The 16,905-nt window shown below is 51.3% G+C and carries 16 protein-coding genes and 1 pseudogene; 1 reads left to right on the top strand and 16 read right to left on the bottom strand.

The features are described from left to right. The 14 genes and pseudogenes from DBO31_RS05070 to DBO31_RS05135 all read right to left on the bottom strand — a co-directional run. Positions 1-408: HAD family hydrolase (locus DBO31_RS05070; protein WP_150824598.1), on the bottom strand; the 408-nt coding region annotated here is incomplete at its 3' end. Then, positions 408-1,379, bottom strand: coding sequence for an SIS domain-containing protein (locus tag DBO31_RS05075; RefSeq protein ID WP_059076779.1), 972 nt, complete (start codon positions 1,377-1,379; stop codon positions 408-410). The genes DBO31_RS05075 and DBO31_RS05070, both read right to left, overlap by 1 nt. 17 nt (positions 1,380-1,396) lie before the next feature. Beyond that, entirely contained in the window at positions 1,397-2,236 is an 840-nt protein-coding gene (gene kdsA, locus DBO31_RS05080) for a 3-deoxy-8-phosphooctulonate synthase (RefSeq protein ID WP_059076778.1), read from the bottom strand. After that, on the bottom strand, positions 2,233-2,973 hold the full coding sequence (gene kdsB / locus DBO31_RS05085; RefSeq protein ID WP_059076777.1) for a 3-deoxy-manno-octulosonate cytidylyltransferase: 741 nt from the start codon (positions 2,971-2,973) through the stop codon (positions 2,233-2,235). The genes kdsA and kdsB overlap by 4 nt, the downstream gene beginning before the upstream one ends. Beyond that, a complete protein-coding gene (lpxK, locus tag DBO31_RS05090) occupies positions 2,970-4,115 on the bottom strand; it encodes a tetraacyldisaccharide 4'-kinase (RefSeq protein ID WP_113855463.1) in 1,146 nt (381 codons plus the stop codon). The genes kdsB and lpxK overlap by 4 nt, the downstream gene beginning before the upstream one ends. 4 nt (positions 4,116-4,119) lie before the next feature. Continuing rightward, a complete protein-coding gene (locus tag DBO31_RS05095) occupies positions 4,120-5,433 on the bottom strand; it encodes a 3-deoxy-D-manno-octulosonic acid transferase (RefSeq protein ID WP_150824601.1) in 1,314 nt (437 codons plus the stop codon). 32 nt (positions 5,434-5,465) lie between these two features. Next, positions 5,466-7,217 carry a lipid A export permease/ATP-binding protein MsbA gene (msbA, locus tag DBO31_RS05100; protein WP_075582014.1) on the bottom strand — a complete coding sequence of 584 codons (1,752 nt, stop codon included), beginning with the start codon at positions 7,215-7,217 and terminating at the stop codon, positions 5,466-5,468. Next, positions 7,214-8,356: a lipid-A-disaccharide synthase gene (gene lpxB / locus DBO31_RS05105; RefSeq protein WP_075582013.1), complete on the bottom strand. Its 1,143-nt coding sequence runs from the start codon at positions 8,354-8,356 to the stop codon at positions 7,214-7,216. Before lpxB ends, msbA begins: the two co-directional genes overlap by 4 nt. 11 nt (positions 8,357-8,367) lie before the next feature. Next, a complete protein-coding gene (locus tag DBO31_RS05110) occupies positions 8,368-9,183 on the bottom strand; it encodes an LpxI family protein (protein ID WP_113855461.1) in 816 nt (271 codons plus the stop codon). Positions 9,184-9,320: 137 nt separating this feature from the next. Beyond that, positions 9,321-10,133: pseudogene (gene lpxA, locus DBO31_RS05115) on the bottom strand (acyl-ACP--UDP-N-acetylglucosamine O-acyltransferase). A 175-nt stretch (positions 10,134-10,308) separates the two neighbouring features. After that, a complete protein-coding gene (gene fabZ / locus DBO31_RS05120) occupies positions 10,309-10,767 on the bottom strand; it encodes a 3-hydroxyacyl-ACP dehydratase FabZ (protein WP_059076771.1) in 459 nt (152 codons plus the stop codon). A 15-nt stretch (positions 10,768-10,782) separates the two neighbouring features. Then, positions 10,783-11,616 (bottom strand): UDP-3-O-acyl-N-acetylglucosamine deacetylase, encoded by an 834-nt coding sequence (gene lpxC, locus DBO31_RS05125; protein ID WP_059076770.1) that lies wholly within the window; start codon positions 11,614-11,616, stop codon positions 10,783-10,785. A gap of 188 nt (positions 11,617-11,804) precedes the next feature. After that, positions 11,805-13,238 (bottom strand): argininosuccinate lyase, encoded by a 1,434-nt coding sequence (gene argH, locus DBO31_RS05130; protein ID WP_150824599.1) that lies wholly within the window; start codon positions 13,236-13,238, stop codon positions 11,805-11,807. Positions 13,239-13,252: 14 nt separating this feature from the next. After that, positions 13,253-14,485: an argininosuccinate synthase gene (locus DBO31_RS05135; protein WP_150824600.1), complete on the bottom strand. Its 1,233-nt coding sequence runs from the start codon at positions 14,483-14,485 to the stop codon at positions 13,253-13,255. A 216-nt stretch (positions 14,486-14,701) separates the two neighbouring features. Here DBO31_RS05135 and DBO31_RS05140 point away from each other — a divergent pair, with 216 nt between their 5' ends. Beyond that, positions 14,702-15,478 (top strand): transglycosylase domain-containing protein, encoded by a 777-nt coding sequence (locus DBO31_RS05140; protein WP_113855457.1) that lies wholly within the window; start codon positions 14,702-14,704, stop codon positions 15,476-15,478. A 182-nt stretch (positions 15,479-15,660) separates the two neighbouring features. On the opposite strand, the gene DBO31_RS05145 is transcribed toward DBO31_RS05140, so the two are convergent. Together DBO31_RS05145 and DBO31_RS05150 are read right to left on the bottom strand one after the other, a co-directional pair. Continuing rightward, positions 15,661-16,299, bottom strand: coding sequence for a redox-sensing transcriptional repressor Rex (locus DBO31_RS05145; RefSeq protein WP_059076766.1), 639 nt, complete (start codon positions 16,297-16,299; stop codon positions 15,661-15,663). Positions 16,300-16,383: 84 nt separating this feature from the next. Beyond that, positions 16,384-16,905 (bottom strand): O-antigen ligase (locus DBO31_RS05150; RefSeq protein WP_200817463.1); only part of this gene is annotated, 522 nt, incomplete at its 5' end.

A 16,905-nucleotide genomic window follows, 5' to 3' on the forward strand; every position in this document is an offset into this window, starting at 1 on the left:
GAAGGCGGCTGCCTTGCAGGCTTCTTCACAACCGTCACAGGGAGCGGCACCGAAACCGACGTTGCGGATAAGAGAAATGTCATTCAGATCATCGCCCATGTAGGATACTTCTTCCATGGCAATGCCCGTTTCCCTGCACAGCTGGCGCAGGGCCTGAAGTTTATCCCGGGCATCCTGGATAACATAATCGATATGCAGGTCCTTGGCCCGCTGTTCTACCATAGGGGATCTGCGCCCTGTAATCAACGCCGTTTTCAGCCCGGCCATACGGGCCAGGGAAATTCCCATGCCATCGCGGGCAGAAAAGCCTTTCATGGCATCTCCCGCCGGGCTGTAGTAGATAATGCCGTCGGTCAGGACGCCATCGACATCGAGGGCCAGCAGTTTTATCTGTGTCAGGTATTTCATCAGACCACTCCCTGCCGCAGCAAATCGGTCAGATGGATCATCCCGACGGCCTTGTGGTCTTTATCTACTACTGGCAGTACCGTAATAGGCCGGGGCTGATTCTTTTCCATGATGTGCATGGCTTCGGCCGCCAGCTTGTCATTGGTAATGGTGCGCGGACTTTTGGTCATCATAGCATCGACGGGCCATTGCAGGAAATTGGAACCCGTTTCCAGCCCGCGCCGTACGTCGCCATCGGTCACGAGGCCGATAAGGACTCCATCTTCATCGACGACCGATACGGCACCGAGTCCTTTTTCGGTCATCATGAACAGGGCATCCTGGACGGTGCTGTCTTCGCTGATGACCGGATTATCTTCACCTTTATGCATGACGTTTTCTACGGTCAGGAGCAGCTTGCGGCCCAGAGATCCACCGGGATGGAAAATGGCAAACTGGTCTTTCGTAAAATGATGGCACGAAAGGAGGACGACTGCCAGGGCATCGCCCAGGGCCAGGGCCACGGTCGTGCTCGTCGTCGGAGCCAGTCCCAGCGGGCAGGCTTCTTTTTCTACGGAAGCGTCAAGGATGACGTCGGAATTCTTTGCCAGTGTCGAGTTGTGTTCGCCGACGATGGCGATAACCTTTGCACCGATGCGCTTCAGACTGGGCAGCATATTCAGTACTTCCCGCGTTTCACCGCTCTTGGAAATGGCCAGGACCACATCGTCGCCGGTCACCATCCCCAGATCGCCGTGAATGGCTTCACCGGGATGAAGGAAAATAGCCGGCGTACCCGTGCTGGCCATGGTGGCGGAAATCTTCCGGGCAATATGGCCGGATTTCCCCATGCCGGTTACGACGACGCGGCCTTTGGATTCCATAATCAGATTGATGGCATTGACAAAATTCTGGTCCAGTTTGGGAATCAGGTTTTCAATGCCTCTCGCTTCCTGCTGCAATACATCTTTTGCTTCTTGTAATATATCCATGTCTTTCACCTCTGTTATTATTTCATGGCCGTAGACGCGCTTTTATCGGCAATGGCCTTGATAGCCATCATATCACGCAGCAGCCCTTCTACCTGTGTCAGATAGAGCATGTTAGGACCATCGCAAAGCGCTTCTTCCGGATTGTCATGTACTTCCATGAATACGCCGTCGATGCCGGAACCAGCCGCCGCTCTGGCCAGGTTGCCAATGAACTGGCGCTGGCCGGAAGAATGGGTACCGGCTCCGCCGGGCAGCTGGACGCTGTGGGTAGCATCAAAGACGACAGGATAGCCGAATTCACGCATGATGGGGAAGCTGCGCATATCTACGACGAGATTGTGATAGCCAAGGGATACGCCCCGTTCGGTCAGAATGATGTTTTCATTGCCTTCGTGACTGATTTTTTCTGCCACGTTTTTCATATCCGACGGCGCCATGAACTGCCCTTTTTTGACGTTGATACATTTTCCCGTGCGGGCCGCTGCCTGCAGCAAATCAGTCTGCCGGCAGAGGAAAGCCGGTATCTGCAGGATATCGAGGACTTCTGCCGCCGGTTCTGCCTGGCTGGCATCGTGGATGTCACTGACAACGGGTATCTGTAATTCTTCCTTGACGGCTTTGAGGATTTTCAGCCCTTCTGTAAGGCCCGGGCCGCGGAACGATTTCCAGCTCGAACGGTTAGCTTTATCAAAAGAAGCTTTGAATATATAGGGAAGGCCGAGACGGCTGCAGATGGCTTTCATTTCTCTGCCGATGCGCAGCACCCGTTCCGGGTCCTCTATGACGCAGGGACCGGCCATGACGAATAGTCTGCCGTCACCGCCGATTTGCCTGTTTCCTACCTGTACTGCTTTCATGATTGGGACTCCTTTGCAAAATATTCACGGATATGTTCCAGATCTTCCGGCGTATCGATGCCGATAAATTCTTGCTCTGTCGTGATAACTTTTATCTTATAGCCATTTTCCAAAACGCGCAACTGTTCCAACGATTCTACTTCTTCTGCCGGTGTCGGTTCCATAGAAGCATACTGCAGCAGGAAATCCCGGCGGTATGCGTAAATGCCGATATGCTTGTACGGCCGTACGGCATCATGGAAGGGATGACGGGGATAAGGAATGAGGGAACGGGAAAAATACATGGCTTCGTTCCGCTTGTTCATGACGACTTTCACCGCGCTGGGATCGTCATACTCGTCTTCTTTGAGCGGCGTCGCCACCGTCGCCATCATGAGAGAATCGTCTTCTTCAAAGGTCTGGCACAGGGCATCGATGACTTCTGGCGTGATGAGCGGTTCATCCCCCTGAACGTTCACGATGACATCGGCGTCGGGGTAATGCCCCACCGCTTCTGCCAGTCGATCCGTACCGTTGGCATGGTCTTCCCGGGTCATGACGGCATGGCCGCCAAAGGTGACGACCGTATCATATACGCGGGGATTATCGACGGCCACTACGACGGAAGATACTTTCCCGGCCTTTGCGGCCTGTTCATATACGCGCTGGATCAGCGGTTTGCCAGCAATATCCGCCAGGGGTTTGCCCGGAAGACGCGTCGAAGCAAACCGTGCGGGAATGATGCAGATAAAGTTCATGTCGTTCCTCCTATATGATTGAGAATACAGGTCTGCAAAGCTTCTTCTCCTTTGCAGATCACTATTTCTATACCCAGTACCCATAGCGGGACCTGTCGTTCCAGTATATCCGATGCCGGCAGTTTGACGGCATCTTTTTCCGTCGTTACCAGTACGGATCCGCATTGGGCGGCCTTTTCTTCCATCATCCGTATATCCGCAGCGGTATAGGGATGATGGTCATCATAGCGGATACGGTCACCCAGATGGTATCCGCAGGCGCAGACCGTCGCTTCAAAGGAGGCGGGATTTCCCAGGGCCGATACGGCAGTTACTGTCGCCCCCACCGTAAGCTGGCTGCAGCCATGCCGGTCTTTCCGGCCTTCATACCAGTCTTTGAAGGAAATACACCAGGCCGGCTGATGAACCGCTTCGGCTACAGGGGCCGTCTCGTTATATTTCCGCAGGGTCTGGCAGATTTTCTCTTTTTCCTCGCGGCTGCATAAATCTGATTTGGTCAGGATGAAGAACCCGGCCCGCCGGAGATGTTCCATCGGCTCCCGCAGGATTCCTCTGGGAAGGAGATGACCGTTACCAAAAGGATTGGTGCTGTCGATGAGGACGATATCCAGATCCCGGGCCAGCTGCCAGTGCTGAAAGGCGTCGTCGAGGAGCAGCACCTGCGCTCCCAGCATGCGGACTGCCATCTGGCCTGTACGGGCCCGTTCCCTTCCGACCAGGACGGGAACGCCGGGAAGGCTGCGGGCCATGAGCAGGGCCTCATCGCCGCCAGCACGGGCATTTAGCAGGATATGCTCACCGTCGGACATGACCGCCGCTCCTTTTTCAGCCTGAGAGCGGTATCCCCTGTTCAGAAGGGCCGGCTTATATCCCTTCCGGCACAGCCATCTGGCCAGGTAGCATGCCGTAGGTGTCTTTCCAGTCCCGCCGGCAGTGATATTCCCCAGACTGATGACCGGGACTGACAGATGGGCCTGCTTTTCCGGGTGAGATACATAAGCTTGGTACCGGCGCCGTACGCCCCAGCCATAGAGCACCGAAAGACCGGAAAGGATTGCCAGCACAGGGCCGTCTTTCCAGCTATGGGGGGTATCTGCCATGAGATATCCCATATAGGCTGCTATTTTACTGTAGATAGACATGACATCATCTCCAGGCGTGAAGGTCATCCAGTATTTTTTGCAGTTCCGCCAGATTGCGGCGCGTCGCCCCCTGATTTTCCTGTACGATTTCAATACAGTGACGTTTCATATTTTCGGCCATCTGCCGGTCATCGACGATGCGCACACAGGTCCTGATGAATTCTTCTTCATTTTTGACCATGATACAGGCGCCACGGCTGCTCAGCAGGTCGTAAATTTCCACAAAATTGAACATATTGGGGCCGACGACGATCGGTTTGGCATGAGCTGCCGGTTCAAGTATATTATGTCCTCCTATATGGGCCAGGCTGCCGCCGACGAATACCAGATCGCCCAGGCTGTATACCCGCCCCAGTTCGCCAATGGTATCGAGAATGACGCCTTCATAGGGACCGTCCATCTTCTTTCCTGCTTTCATTTCACTGCGTTTGGCCATGGTGATGCCATATTTCCGTCCTTCTTCCCGCACCAGGTCAGACTGGTAAATGTAGCGGGGGGCGATGATCAGACGGGCCTTCGGATGTTTTTCCCGTATGGCAGAAAAGGCCTTGTAGACGGATCCCGTTTCTCCCTTGTGGGTACTGCCGGCAATCATAATAGGATAATCGCTTTCCGAAAATCCCAGCTCAGCCAGGAATTTCTTCTTTTCTTCCGGCGTCACGATGCCATAAGTCTGATCGTATTTCGTATTGCCCGTCACGATGACCTTATTGGGATCGGCTCCGATGTCGATGATATACTGGGCGTCAATCCGGCTCTGCATACAGAAAATACGGATGGACGACAAAACATGACAGGTAAAAAAGGTAATCAACCGGTACCGGGAAACACTGCGCTGACTGATACGGCCATTCATCATCATGATGGGGATTTTCTTGCGGTTGGCTATGCGCAGAAAATTCGGCCAGATTTCCGTTTCCACGAGAACGATGATTTTGGGGTTGACGATATTAAGGATACGGCCGGTCAGGTAAGGCAGATCCAGGGGAAAATACAGGATGCCGTCTGCCCCGTCTATGATCTGATGGGCCATGCGGAATCCCGTCGCCGTGACGACAGAAACGATGATGACTTCCTGGGGATGTTCTTTCCGCATTTCCCGCACAATCGGGCTGGCTGCCACGATTTCGCCGACCGAAGCCGCATGGACCCAGATGGCGTGCCGGTCTGATATTTTTTTCTTCAGCTCATCTGGCAGAAAACCGATGCTCTGTTTGATGCGCTGATAAAATCCTTCTTCATGTATGAGGCGGTAGATGAGCACAGGAATGAGAGACGCCCAATACATGAGAAGCAGGATATTATACAGCCAGTACATCGATTTGACACGCAGGCGATTTAACATAGTTTTCAACCTTCCGCTTTTTCTTTAAACTGCACGGCATACAAATGAGCGTACAGGCCGCCTCTGGCCAGTAACTCTGCATGCGTTCCTTCTTCAACGATTCGTCCGTGATCGATGACGACGATTTTGTCGGCATCGCGTACGGTGCTCAGGCGATGGGCAATGACGACGGACGTACGGCCCTGCATGAGCCGTTCCAGTGCCGCCTGGACAATTTTTTCTGATTCCGTATCAAGAGCCGATGTCGCTTCATCGAGGATGAGGATGCGCGGATCTTTCAAAATGGCACGGGCAATGGCGATACGCTGGCGCTGGCCACCGGAAAGGGCGTTGCCGCGGTCACCGACGATAGTGTCATAGCCATCGGGCAGTCGTGAAATGAATTCGTGGGCATTAGCCGCTTTGGCAGCCCGGACGATTTCATCATCAGTCGCGTCGAGGCGGCCGTACAGGATATTTTCCCGGACGGTAGCGTTGAACAGCATCGTTTCCTGCGGGACCAGGCCAATCTGCTGCCGCAGAGATTGGAAGGTCACATCGCGTACATCCGTACCGTCGATAGTCAGAGAACCACCGGTCACATCGTAAAACCGTGGCAGGAGATTGGCCACCGTCGATTTGCCGGCCCCGCTGGGACCGACGAGGGCAACGATTTCGCCCGGCTGGATTTCCAGATTAAAATCCGTCAGGGCCGGATGATCCGCATCATAGGCAAAGTCCACGTGATGAAAGCAGACATGGCCCTCTACGCGCGGAAGTTCGACAGCATCGTCTTTTTCCTTAACTTCCGGTTCCGTATCGAGGGTTTCAAAGACACGGTCCGCAGCGGCCAGTGATTTCTGGATATCACCGTAAATTTCACTGATACGGCGTACGGGATTTGCCAGGTTGATGGCATAAATCAGGAAGGCGATGAGCGCGCCGGCCGTCATTTCTCCGTTGATGACGCTCATGCCGCCGTACCAGATGATACCGGTCACGGCGATGGCGGCAAAGAACTGGATAAAGGGCGTCAGCATAGCCGTCAGCCGCGTCGTCGCCATGAGAGCCCAGAAATTGCTGTCATTCTGTACGACAAAGCGCTTGATTTCAAACTCTTCCCGGTTAAAAGAGCGGATAATGCGGATGCCGGAAATCGCTTCTTCCAGAAGGGCCGTAATATCGGCCATTTTCCCCTGGACTTTATGCCCGGCCTGGCGCAGCCGCCCGCCAAAGAAACGGATGGTAAAGACAACGAGGGGAACGATAACCAGCGTCAGCAGGGTCAGCTTCCAATACAGGTACAGCATGGAAGCGAGGGAGCCTACGAGGATGACCGCTTCCTGAACAAAGGAAATGAGGTTGCCGGCAATGGCCGTCTGCAGTGCCGTGACGTCGTTGGTCAGATTGCTCATGATATTGCCGGTCTTGCGCTTGTCGAAATACGACAGGGACAGTGTCTGTAAATGGCGGTACAAGGCCTCACGGATATCGTTGACAATTTTCTGTCCGACAAAGCTCATGAGGTATCGCTGGCCAAAATAGAAAAAGCCTCTGGCAAAGAACAGTGCCAGGATTCCGATGACGATGAGGTTAAGGGTAAATACGTCTTTATTAGCCAGTACCTTATCGATGACGTCCTTGATCAGCCAGGGCACGACGACGTTGCTCAGGCCGGAAAAGGCCATGCAGATGACGGCTACAACCAGTCTTTTTTTATAGGGAAGTACGAAACGTAACAGTCTTTTATAGCTTTGCCAGCTATTATATTGCTTCATGCAGTAGAATTCTCCTTAACAAATTGTAAAATAGTAGCAGCCGTGCGACGGACAGCCCCGGGCTCTCCCATTTCCCTGCGCACAGCCAGCATGGCTTCATGGCGCTTCTGCCATGCCTGTTCGTCCGTCAGCAGGTGAATCATGTCCCGGGCTATCGCTTCCGGCGTCACTTCATTCTGCCAGAGTTCCGGCATGATACGGTGTCCCATGATGATATTGGGCAGGCCGATGCTCTTAATGTGTACGAGTACTTTCGACAGCCAGTACGTCAGATTCCCCACACGGTAAATGAGCAGGGTCGGAAGCCCCATGAGAGCCGTCTCCAGCGTAGCCGTTCCCGACGCGGCCACGGCAGCCGTACTGATATGCATCATATCATAGACGCCTTCTGCCGCGATGTGGACAGCCGGCCCGTCCTGGGGAATCAGGCTTTCCAGAAGGCTCCGGTCTATAGTGGAAGCTTCCGGCAGCAGGAACTGCACGTCCGGTATTTGTTCTGCTATGATGGCAGCCGCATCGAGCATGACCGGCAGCAGGCTCCGAACTTCCTGAAGACGGCTGCCCGGCATGAGAAGGATAGTCCGTTTCGACTCATCCAGGCCAAAGGTGCGGATGGCTTCTTCCCGCGTCATAGACGGATGCACCGTATCGATCAGCGGGTGGCCGGCATAGGCCACATGAGTGCCGATTTGTTCATACAACCGCGCTTCAAAGGGAAACAGTGAAATAGCCAGATCGGTATTTTCGGCTATGACTTTTCCCCGGCTTTTATGCCAGGCCCAGATAGTCGGAAGAATATAATAGATAACACGAATGCCGGCTTCCCGCGCCTTCTTGATGAGGCGCATATTAAATCCGGGATAATCGATACAGACTAGTACATCGGGCTTTTCTTTCCTCATCGTTTCGAGAAGAAAGTCCCGCAGGCGGAAGAAAAAGGGAATCTTGCGGATAATTTCTCCCACGCCGATAAATCCCAGATTTTTAATATCGTATACAATGCGTACGCCGGCTTCTGCCATGCGGGATCCGCCCATGCCCAGCAGTTCCACTTCCGGATCCAGCTCCTTCAGTGCCCGGGCCAGGTTGGCACCGTGCATATCTCCCGATGCTTCACCGGCTGAAAACATAATTTTCATAGAGACTCCTGTCAATACGTCTTATCAACGGCACAAATGCATATGCCCCGCCGGTCTGCCTCCGCCAGGACCTGTTCCTGTTCGACAAACAGCGTACGCCCCGCCTCAATAGCCAGAACGGTACAACCGCTCTCTATCATGCTACGGAGCGTCGTCATCCCCACGGCCGGCACATCGAAGCGCAGGTCCTGATTGGGCTTGGCTACTTTGACGACGACGGCATGGCCCCGGCCCAGCGCACCTCCACGGAGGATGCAGGCATCGGTCCCTTCAATAGCTTCCACGGCCATGACGGCTTTGTGCTTTACGACTACCGTCTGTCCTATATCCATGCCGCCCATGGCTTTGGCCGTGACAAAGCCAAAGCGGATATCATCCGATTCTTCCTCCGTCGGCGGCCGTTTAGATAATACGCCGGCACAGGGCATAAGGGGCTTCAGATACTGCGTCTGATCAACGACTTCAATACCATCTCTGGCCAGTTCATCGACGATAGCCAGCATAATCGTATCGTCTTTCCGGTTGCGCAGGCGTCCCAGTAATTTCAACGCCCGCATGTCAGGCATCTTCAGTCCTTTGAAGAGGATTTCCTTTGTCACTTTCCCTATCATCGTGACTTTATCTACGTCATGACTGCGCAGTGTCTTTATGATCTTATTGAGCTTGGCTACATTGATTTCGTAGTAAACATCGGCTTCTTTTGCCAGTTCTGGCGCTACATCAGGCACGACGGCAATGACGACTACGGCATGGCCGCTCTGCTGTGCAGCCCGCATAAACGCCACGGGAAGATTGCCGATTCCGGCCAGTAACCCTACTTTTTCCATGTATATCTCATCCTTATTCTACATAATCAAAACTCATCAGTATATTATACCAAAAAAACACGTATCCTGTCATCACGATGAAGAAACACCATAAAAAAAGGGCGGCAAGGCCGAGCCTTACCTGCCCTCATACATGTTCAATCTTTGGTTCCCCGCATAATACCCCGTTCGGCATTGCGCAGGAAGCGCAGCAGATGTTCCACTTCTTCGCAGCTATCCAGCTCTTGTTCCATCTCGGCAATCGCCTGTCCCAGATTCAGTCCGGAACGATAGAGGATGCGGAAAGCTTTTTTTAATTCACGCCGTACATCATCAGACATGCCAGCCCGGGAAAGGCCGACGCTGTTGAGCCCGATGACGCGGGCAGGCTGGCCATCAGCGATGACAAAAGGCGGAATATCCTGCACGACCTTTGCCAGACCGCCAATCATGCTGTTGCGGCCAACTTTGACGAACTGGTGGACACCAGCAATGCCGCCGATGACAACCCGGTCTTCTACAGTGACATGACCGGCCAGACCGGCACAGTTGCTCATGATGACATGATTTCCTACGACGCAGTTGTGAGCTACATGGGTACATGCCTGGAAAAGGCAGTCACTGCCGATGCGCGTTTCTTCGCCTTCGCCAGTCGCTGTGCTGACCGTTACAAATTCACGGAAAACAGACCGGTCACCAATGATCAGATAACTCTTTTCACCATGATATTTTAAATCCTGTGGTTCCGACCCAATAGAACAGCTCGGGAAGAAACGGCAGTTTTCGCCTATCGTCGTTCAGCCGTCAATGGTAACGTGGGCCATGACCTCCGTACCAGCCCCGATTTTTACATGAGGGCCGATGACAGCATAAGGACCTATTTTCACGCCAGGACCGATTTCTGCTTGTGGATCTATAATAGCCGTTGGATGGATCATGCTCTGCGGCATGTTTTCTTTTTCCTCGGTCATTAGAGTCACTCCTTGCTACCCTGCCTGACAGACAGGTGCATAAAAAATTATAGTAATATAATATAAAATCTGGAAAGGCCATACAAAATATAACCGTAAAAAAAGTATGATTATATCGTATTATCTCTTCTATCCACTTTTTTTCTGCAAATTCTGCGTTAATCCGGCCAATTTCTTATTTTCTCGGTTCCTGTCCCGGCATCAGGGCAAAGAGATATTCCCCTTCTGCGCACAGAATGTCCCCTACGTGGGACTGGGCCTTGACTTTTCCCATACGGCCCTTGATTTTTACGATATCCGCCCGCATGACGATCTGATCGCCGGGACGGACGGGATGACGGAAACGGAGTTTATCAATCCCTGTAAAAAAAGGAATGAGCCCACGGTTTTCTTCCGGATACAAAAGGGCTACGCCGCCTACCTGAGCCATCGCTTCAGCCAAGAGTACACCGGGCATGACCGGTTTTCCCGGAAAATGTCCCTGGAAAAACTGTTCGTCAAAGGTTGCATTCTTAATGCCAATAGCGTACTTCATCGGTTCGAGTTCAATAATACGGTCAACGAGCAGCATCGGATAGCGGTGTGGTAATATTTCCATGATATCCGTTACTTCTAATGTTTTTTCGATTGCCATCTGTAAATTCCTCCCTTAATTCATTTCTTCACTGATCTGTCGCGCCAGCATATTATTCAATTTATGACTCGATTTGACAGCGATGATATGTCCTTTCAAAGGCCGGCCCAGGAGAGCCATGTCCCCAATGACATCCAGGACTTTGTGCCGGACCAGTTCATCGTCGCTCCGCAACACGGACAAGCACGCTGTATCATCATAAACAATCGTATTTTCCAGAGTACCGCCTTTTCCAAGTCCCAGCTTTTTCAGCATATCCAATTCTCTGGTAAAGGCAATAGTACGGGCAAAAGCTATATCGCGGATATAGTTTTCCTTGGTAATTTCTGTATCGCTGAACTGTACTCCCAGCATCGGATGAGGATTGATAGAAGTAAAGGTAATGCGGAATCCGTCATAGGGAAGAACGGCAATGAATTTATCTTCTTCCTGCACGAGATGCTGCCGGCGCACAGCCAGAACATGCCGCGGTGTATCCAGATTCCGTATACCGGCCTTTTCAATCAGTCTGACAAAGGTCAGGCTGCTTCCGTCCGCTACAGGCGGTTCAACAGAATCCATTTCTACAATACAATTATCGACAGCCATGCCCTGCAATGCCGAAAGCAGATGTTCTACCGTAAATACTTTGGCTTCTCCCCGTTCCAGTGTCGTCGCCCTCATGGTATTGGTCACATAGGCTAACTGTGCAGGTACCGATGGCCTATCTGCCAGGTCTGTCCTGACAAATACAATCCCCGTGTCAGCCGGGGCCGGGCGCAATACCATGTGGACTTCATTGGCAGCATGCAGGCCGATACCACTGTATGAAACCGGCTGGGCCAGTGTCGTTTGTACCACATTAGTCATTCCTACGCCCCTCCTTTCTGGATGCAAAATGTTTCTTTTTTATTCATACTTATCTATTATACATTATTTCAGTCATAGTGACTAGTAAAAATTTCACCCGGCCGTCTTTTAAAAAGAATCCCGTTCCTGCCGCAGAAAACGAAAGACTGCCGTTCCCTGTTGAGGACGGCAGTCTTTCGTTGCTGTGTTTATTTGATTAACTCATAGACAGAGGAAACCACAGAATTCCATGATTGGAGCTGTCCTTCTTCTCCTGTTACGACGGCCTTTCCTGAAGCAATCTGACGGGCCACCGATTCCGGTGCCGTTCCGTTGTAGGTACGGCGCTGGGCCACACAGGTTTCGATATCGAGATAATGATGAATATCCTGTTCAAAGAGCGGGCTCATGGCCTGCAGTTCTTCCAGGCTGAGCTGCTGCAGCACCTTGCTGTGTTCAATGCAGTAATGCACGGCTTTGCCGACGACGGCATGGGCTTCGCGGAAGGGCAGTCCCTTCTTAGCCAGGTAATCGGCCATATCGGTTGCATTGGAAAAATCTTTTTCCAGGACATCCCGCATGTGTTTGCCATTGACAGTCATCTTATCAATCATCGCCGCATAGATAGTCAGGGCAAACTTCAGATTATCAATGGCATCAAAAACGCCTTCTTTATCTTCCTGCATATCCTTATCATAGGCCATGGGGATTCCCTTCATCATGGTCAGTACTGCCATGAGATGGCCATAGAAGCGGCCCGTTTTGCCGCGGACGAGTTCACAGATATCGGGATTCTTCTTCTGCGGCATGATAGAAGAACCGGTGCAATGGGAATCGTCAAGTTCGATGAACTTGAATTCCGAGCTGGACCAGAGAATGAACTCTTCGGAAAGACGGCTCAGGTGCATCATGAGGACAGCGGCAAATTCCAGGAAAGCAATGATATAATCGCGGTCACTGACAGCATCCATACTGTTATCATACAATTTACCGAAATGGAGTACATCGGCAACATACGGCTGGTCCAGGGGATAGGTCGTCCCTGCCAGTGCCCCCGCCCCGAGAGGCATCCGGTCGGCCATGTTCCAGGCAAACTGCAGATGCTCAAAATCACGGGACAGCATGGAAAAATACGCCATGAGGTGATGACTGAACAAGATTGGCTGAGCCCGCTGCAAATGCGTGTACCCCGGCATGATGACATCGCTATATTTTTCCGCCGCTTTCACGATGGATTGCTGCAGCTGGATGAGCAGCCCTGCCACATCGGCAATTTCCCGGCGCAGGTACAGATGCGTATCGAGCGCTACCTGGTCATTGCGGCTGCGGCCGGTATGCAGGCGCTTGCCTGCTTCGCCGATGGCATCAGTCAGCCGCTTTTCTATATTCATGTGAATATCTTCCAGCTCAATGGAAAATTCGAATTCATCATGCTCAATCTGTTCAAATATCTGTTTCAGTCCGTTTACGATAGCATCTTTATCCGCATCAGAGATAATCCCCTGACGAGCCAGCATCGTCGCATGAGCGATGCTGCCGCAGATATCTTCTGCATACATACGGCAATCAAACTGAATGGATGCATTGAATGCTTCTACATTTTTATCCGTTGCCTTCGTAAACCGGCCACCCCATAACTTCATCAGAAAATCGCTCCTTATTTGTTCTTCTTTTCGTTCTTCTGCATCATCAGAGCACGCATGGTCAGCGGCAGACCAAAGAGGTTGATGAAGCCGCCGGCATCTTTCTGGTCGTATACATCGTCTTCACCGAAGGTGACATATTCTTCACTGTAGAGAGAATAGGGCGACGAAGAACCAGCACTGATGATATTGCCTTTATACAATTTCAATTTTACCGTGCCGCTGCAGGTCTTCTGCGTTTCATCGACGAACGCAGCCAGTGCTTCGCGGAGCGGGGAGAACCACCTGCCGTCGTATACGAGTTCAGCGTATTTATTGGCAACGTGTTCCTTGAAGTGATACGTAGCTCTGTCCAGTGTCAGATATTCCAATTCTCTGTGGGCATACATGATGATGGCACCGCCCGGGTTTTCATAAATGCCACGGCTCTTCAGGCCTACGAGACGGTTTTCTACGAGGTCTACGATGCCGATGCCGTTCTTGGCACCGATGGCATTGAGGGTCGTGATCAGTTCGAGAGCATCCATCTTTTTGCCGTTGACGGCTACGGGAATCCCTTTTTCAAAAGTGAGTTCGACGTATTCCGGCGTATCCGGTGCTTTTTCCGGCTGTGTCGTGACCATGTATACCATATCTTTCGGGGCATTGGCCGGATTTTCCAGATCGTCGCCTTCATGGCTCAGATGCCAGATATTCCAGTCCATGCTGTACGGATAGGGATTTTCTTCCGATTTGTAATCGACAGGAACGTTATGTGCTTCTGCATATTTGATTTCGTCTTCCCGCGATTTGAGATCCCAGATTCTCCAGGGAGCAATCAGTTTGATTTCCGGAGCCAGAGCCTTGACGGTCAGTTCAAACCGTACCTGGTCGTTGCCTTTGCCGGTTGCACCATGGGCAATAGCGTCGGCGCCTTCTTTTTTAGCGATTTCGACGAGCTTCTTGGAAATAAGCGGCCGTGCAAAGGAGGTGCCCAGGAGATACTTTCCTTCATATACGGCATCAGCTTTGACACAGGGCCATACATAGTCTTCCATGAATTCTTTCTTAATATCCATAATATAAGCTTTGGATGCGCCCGATTTGATGGCTTTCTTTTCAATAGCTTCAAAGTCGTCAGGCTGTCCTACATCGGCACAGGCTGCAATAACTTCCGCACCGGGATAATTTTCTTTCAGCCAGGGAATAATGCAGGATGTATCCAAACCACCAGAATATGCTAACACGATTTTTTTAATTTCACTCATAATCGGTTCCTCCTCTAAACATCAGCAATTTGTGTCTTTCAACTGTCTACGTGTGATAGTATACAACCATTCGCAAAAATATGCAAGTATTTTGTATAAAAAATTTTCAATGAGTTTTTTCTGGCATCAGGCTGCAGGTAAAACAAGCCCGGACAGGCAATAAACTGGCATTTTCCCCTGTGGGTATGATACAATATGACTATATCAGGAGGCTCTATGAAAAAAAAATATCTTTTCATATTTATTATCGCCTTTATCATCTGTGCTGCCTGGAACATCATCGCCGACACGCCAAAGACAGCACAGCCGGCATCTGCCAGCAAAACTGAACAGCACAGCTTCGTATCCCTGCCTGACACGGGCATAACCGAAAAGCTGTATCCTTATCTGCATTTCCACGCTGCCATGGAAGAACACCGGAAAAAAATTCCCGTGTATGTCGCCAGCGCTGCCATGCCCAAAAGTCTGAAAGAAGCCGTCGTCGCTACAGAGGACCGGCGCTTTTATGAACACGGGGCCATCGACCCTATCGGTATCGCCCGGGCAGTCATAGTGAATTTCAACTCCGGCAGGACAATGGAAGGAGGCAGCTCCATCAGCCAGCAGGTCGTCAAAAACACGTTTCTCACACAGGAACGCACCCTGACCCGCAAGGCACAGGAACTGATTCTGTCCATCCTCCTGGAACGGAATTACAGCAAGGATGAAATACTGGAAATCTATCTGAACACAGCGTACTTCGGCGCAAATGCGACGGGAATCGAGCAGGCCAGCCGCATCTATTTCAATAAAAAACCGGAATACCTGACGCTGGCCCAGTCTTCCCTGCTGGCCGGTCTTCTCCAGGCACCGAGCTATTACAATCCCCTGGAAAATTACGAAGCGGCCCGCAACCGCCAGAAAATCGTTCTGACGCTGATGGCCGAACAAGGGTATATTACAGACCAGAAGGCGCAGAATGCGTTTAAAGAAAACCTGCGTCTGGAGCGATGACATAAAAAGAACCACGCATGAAGTTTTTTCTACCATCATGCGTGGTTCTTTTTACATAGTTTGCAGTACGGAGCTTGTAGTTTATAGAAGATGACTTTAATTTTTTAGTCATCCACTGCAAACTTAAAACGGATCTGGCCTTGTACGACAGATCCGTTTATGTATGCATAATTCCGTTATGCTCATTCCTGGGGCTTATTTGTCAGATAATAGGAAATCCGGCTCAGGCCGATGGATAAATCTTCTCGGAATACGAATATACGGTCCGGCACGTTCAGGCGCAGCGGGGCAAAGGAAAGGATGCCTTTGATGCCGGCAGCTACCATCTGATCCGCTACCTGCTGTGCCACAGCGGCAGGAGTCGTAATGATGCCGATCTGGATACCTTCCCGTCGTACGACTTCTTCCATTTCTGAAATAGGCGTGACTACGACACCGCCTACATTCTGACCGATAATGCGGTGGTCCACATCAAAGAGCCCCATCGTCCTAAATCCCAGACGGCCAAAGGTCTTGTAATTCGCCAGGGCCCAGCCCAGATGACCGATACCGGCAATACCGATTTTCCAATGCTGCTGCAGACCGATGATTTCCACAATCTGCTGACAGAGTTCGCTCACATAATAGCCGACACCTTTCTTGCCAAAGGCGCCAAAACAGGTCAGATCTTTCCGTATCTGTTCCGGTGTAATTCCCAGCCGTTCGCCAAGCTTTTCCGATGAAATGATATCTATACCGGCATCCTGCAGCAACAATAAATCCCGATAATACAACGGCAGCCGTTCGATGACTGCATCGGATATCGCCTTTTTCTGTCTCATGGGCAGAACCTCCCCACTCTCTATCTCGTTACACACTGATATAAAATCAGATGAATGTGCTAACACTTCACGTTTAATTATATCTTATTGTGAATTATTTCGCAAACTTTTTTTCTCTCTTTTCCCATATTCTTCACGCATATTTGAAAAGAGGCCCAAGAGGAACCAGAGAGTAAGTGATATCTGGGTACTAAATAAATCATAGTCACTGAAGCTGCTAATAGCTACAGCCAGGATGGACGCAGCCGTCATCAGGGCCATAGCCCGGTCCTGGGGCTGTACACCACGCTTGCGTAAAAAGCGGACCGCACAGACACCCGCCCCAAAAAAGAGCCAGCCAAACGCACAGAAACCGGCAATGCCTGTTTCTGCCAGAATATTCAGGTACATGTTGTGGGCATGGAAAATGGTAATACCCGCCTGCTGTATCAATTCATTGTATACAGGATAGACGAATTTAAATGCCCCCCAGCCGATTCCCAGCAACGGATGATCTGCCACCATCTGCAACGCCGCCAGCCACATGTCCATACGCATGGATACAGACGTATCGGCACTGCTGTGATAAAAAATAGACAAGAGCCGGTGGGTGATGCCGCCATGATA

The organism is Megasphaera sp. DJF_B143 (assembly GCF_900320625.1).
In the GTDB taxonomy this organism is placed as follows: domain Bacteria; phylum Bacillota; class Negativicutes; order Veillonellales; family Megasphaeraceae; genus Megasphaera; species Megasphaera hexanoica.

Excerpts from the sequence above, each read along its gene's own strand:
- DBO31_RS05135 (WP_150824600.1), bottom strand. The coding sequence starts at position 14,485 with ATGAGTGAAATTAAAAAAATCGTGTTAGCATATTCTGGTGGTTTGGAT.
- DBO31_RS05140 (WP_113855457.1), top strand. The coding sequence starts at position 14,702 with ATGAAAAAAAAATATCTTTTCATATTTATTATCGCCTTTATCATCTGT.
- msbA (WP_075582014.1), bottom strand. The coding sequence starts at position 7,217 with ATGAAGCAATATAATAGCTGGCAAAGCTATAAAAGACTGTTACGTTTC.
- DBO31_RS05145 (WP_059076766.1), bottom strand. The coding sequence starts at position 16,299 with ATGAGACAGAAAAAGGCGATATCCGATGCAGTCATCGAACGGCTGCCG.
- lpxK (WP_113855463.1), bottom strand. The coding sequence starts at position 4,115 with ATGTCTATCTACAGTAAAATAGCAGCCTATATGGGATATCTCATGGCA.
- kdsA (WP_059076778.1), bottom strand. The coding sequence starts at position 2,236 with ATGAAAGCAGTACAGGTAGGAAACAGGCAAATCGGCGGTGACGGCAGA.
- DBO31_RS05110 (WP_113855461.1), bottom strand. The coding sequence starts at position 9,183 with ATGGAAAAAGTAGGGTTACTGGCCGGAATCGGCAATCTTCCCGTGGCG.
- lpxC (WP_059076770.1), bottom strand. The coding sequence starts at position 11,616 with ATGACTAATGTGGTACAAACGACACTGGCCCAGCCGGTTTCATACAGT.
- fabZ (WP_059076771.1), bottom strand. The coding sequence starts at position 10,767 with ATGGCAATCGAAAAAACATTAGAAGTAACGGATATCATGGAAATATTA.
- argH (WP_150824599.1), bottom strand. The coding sequence starts at position 13,238 with ATGAAGTTATGGGGTGGCCGGTTTACGAAGGCAACGGATAAAAATGTA.
- DBO31_RS05075 (WP_059076779.1), bottom strand. The coding sequence starts at position 1,379 with ATGGATATATTACAAGAAGCAAAAGATGTATTGCAGCAGGAAGCGAGA.
- lpxB (WP_075582013.1), bottom strand. The coding sequence starts at position 8,356 with ATGAAAATTATGTTTTCAGCCGGTGAAGCATCGGGAGATATGCACGGT.
- DBO31_RS05095 (WP_150824601.1), bottom strand. The coding sequence starts at position 5,433 with ATGTACTGGCTGTATAATATCCTGCTTCTCATGTATTGGGCGTCTCTC.
- kdsB (WP_059076777.1), bottom strand. The coding sequence starts at position 2,973 with ATGAACTTTATCTGCATCATTCCCGCACGGTTTGCTTCGACGCGTCTT.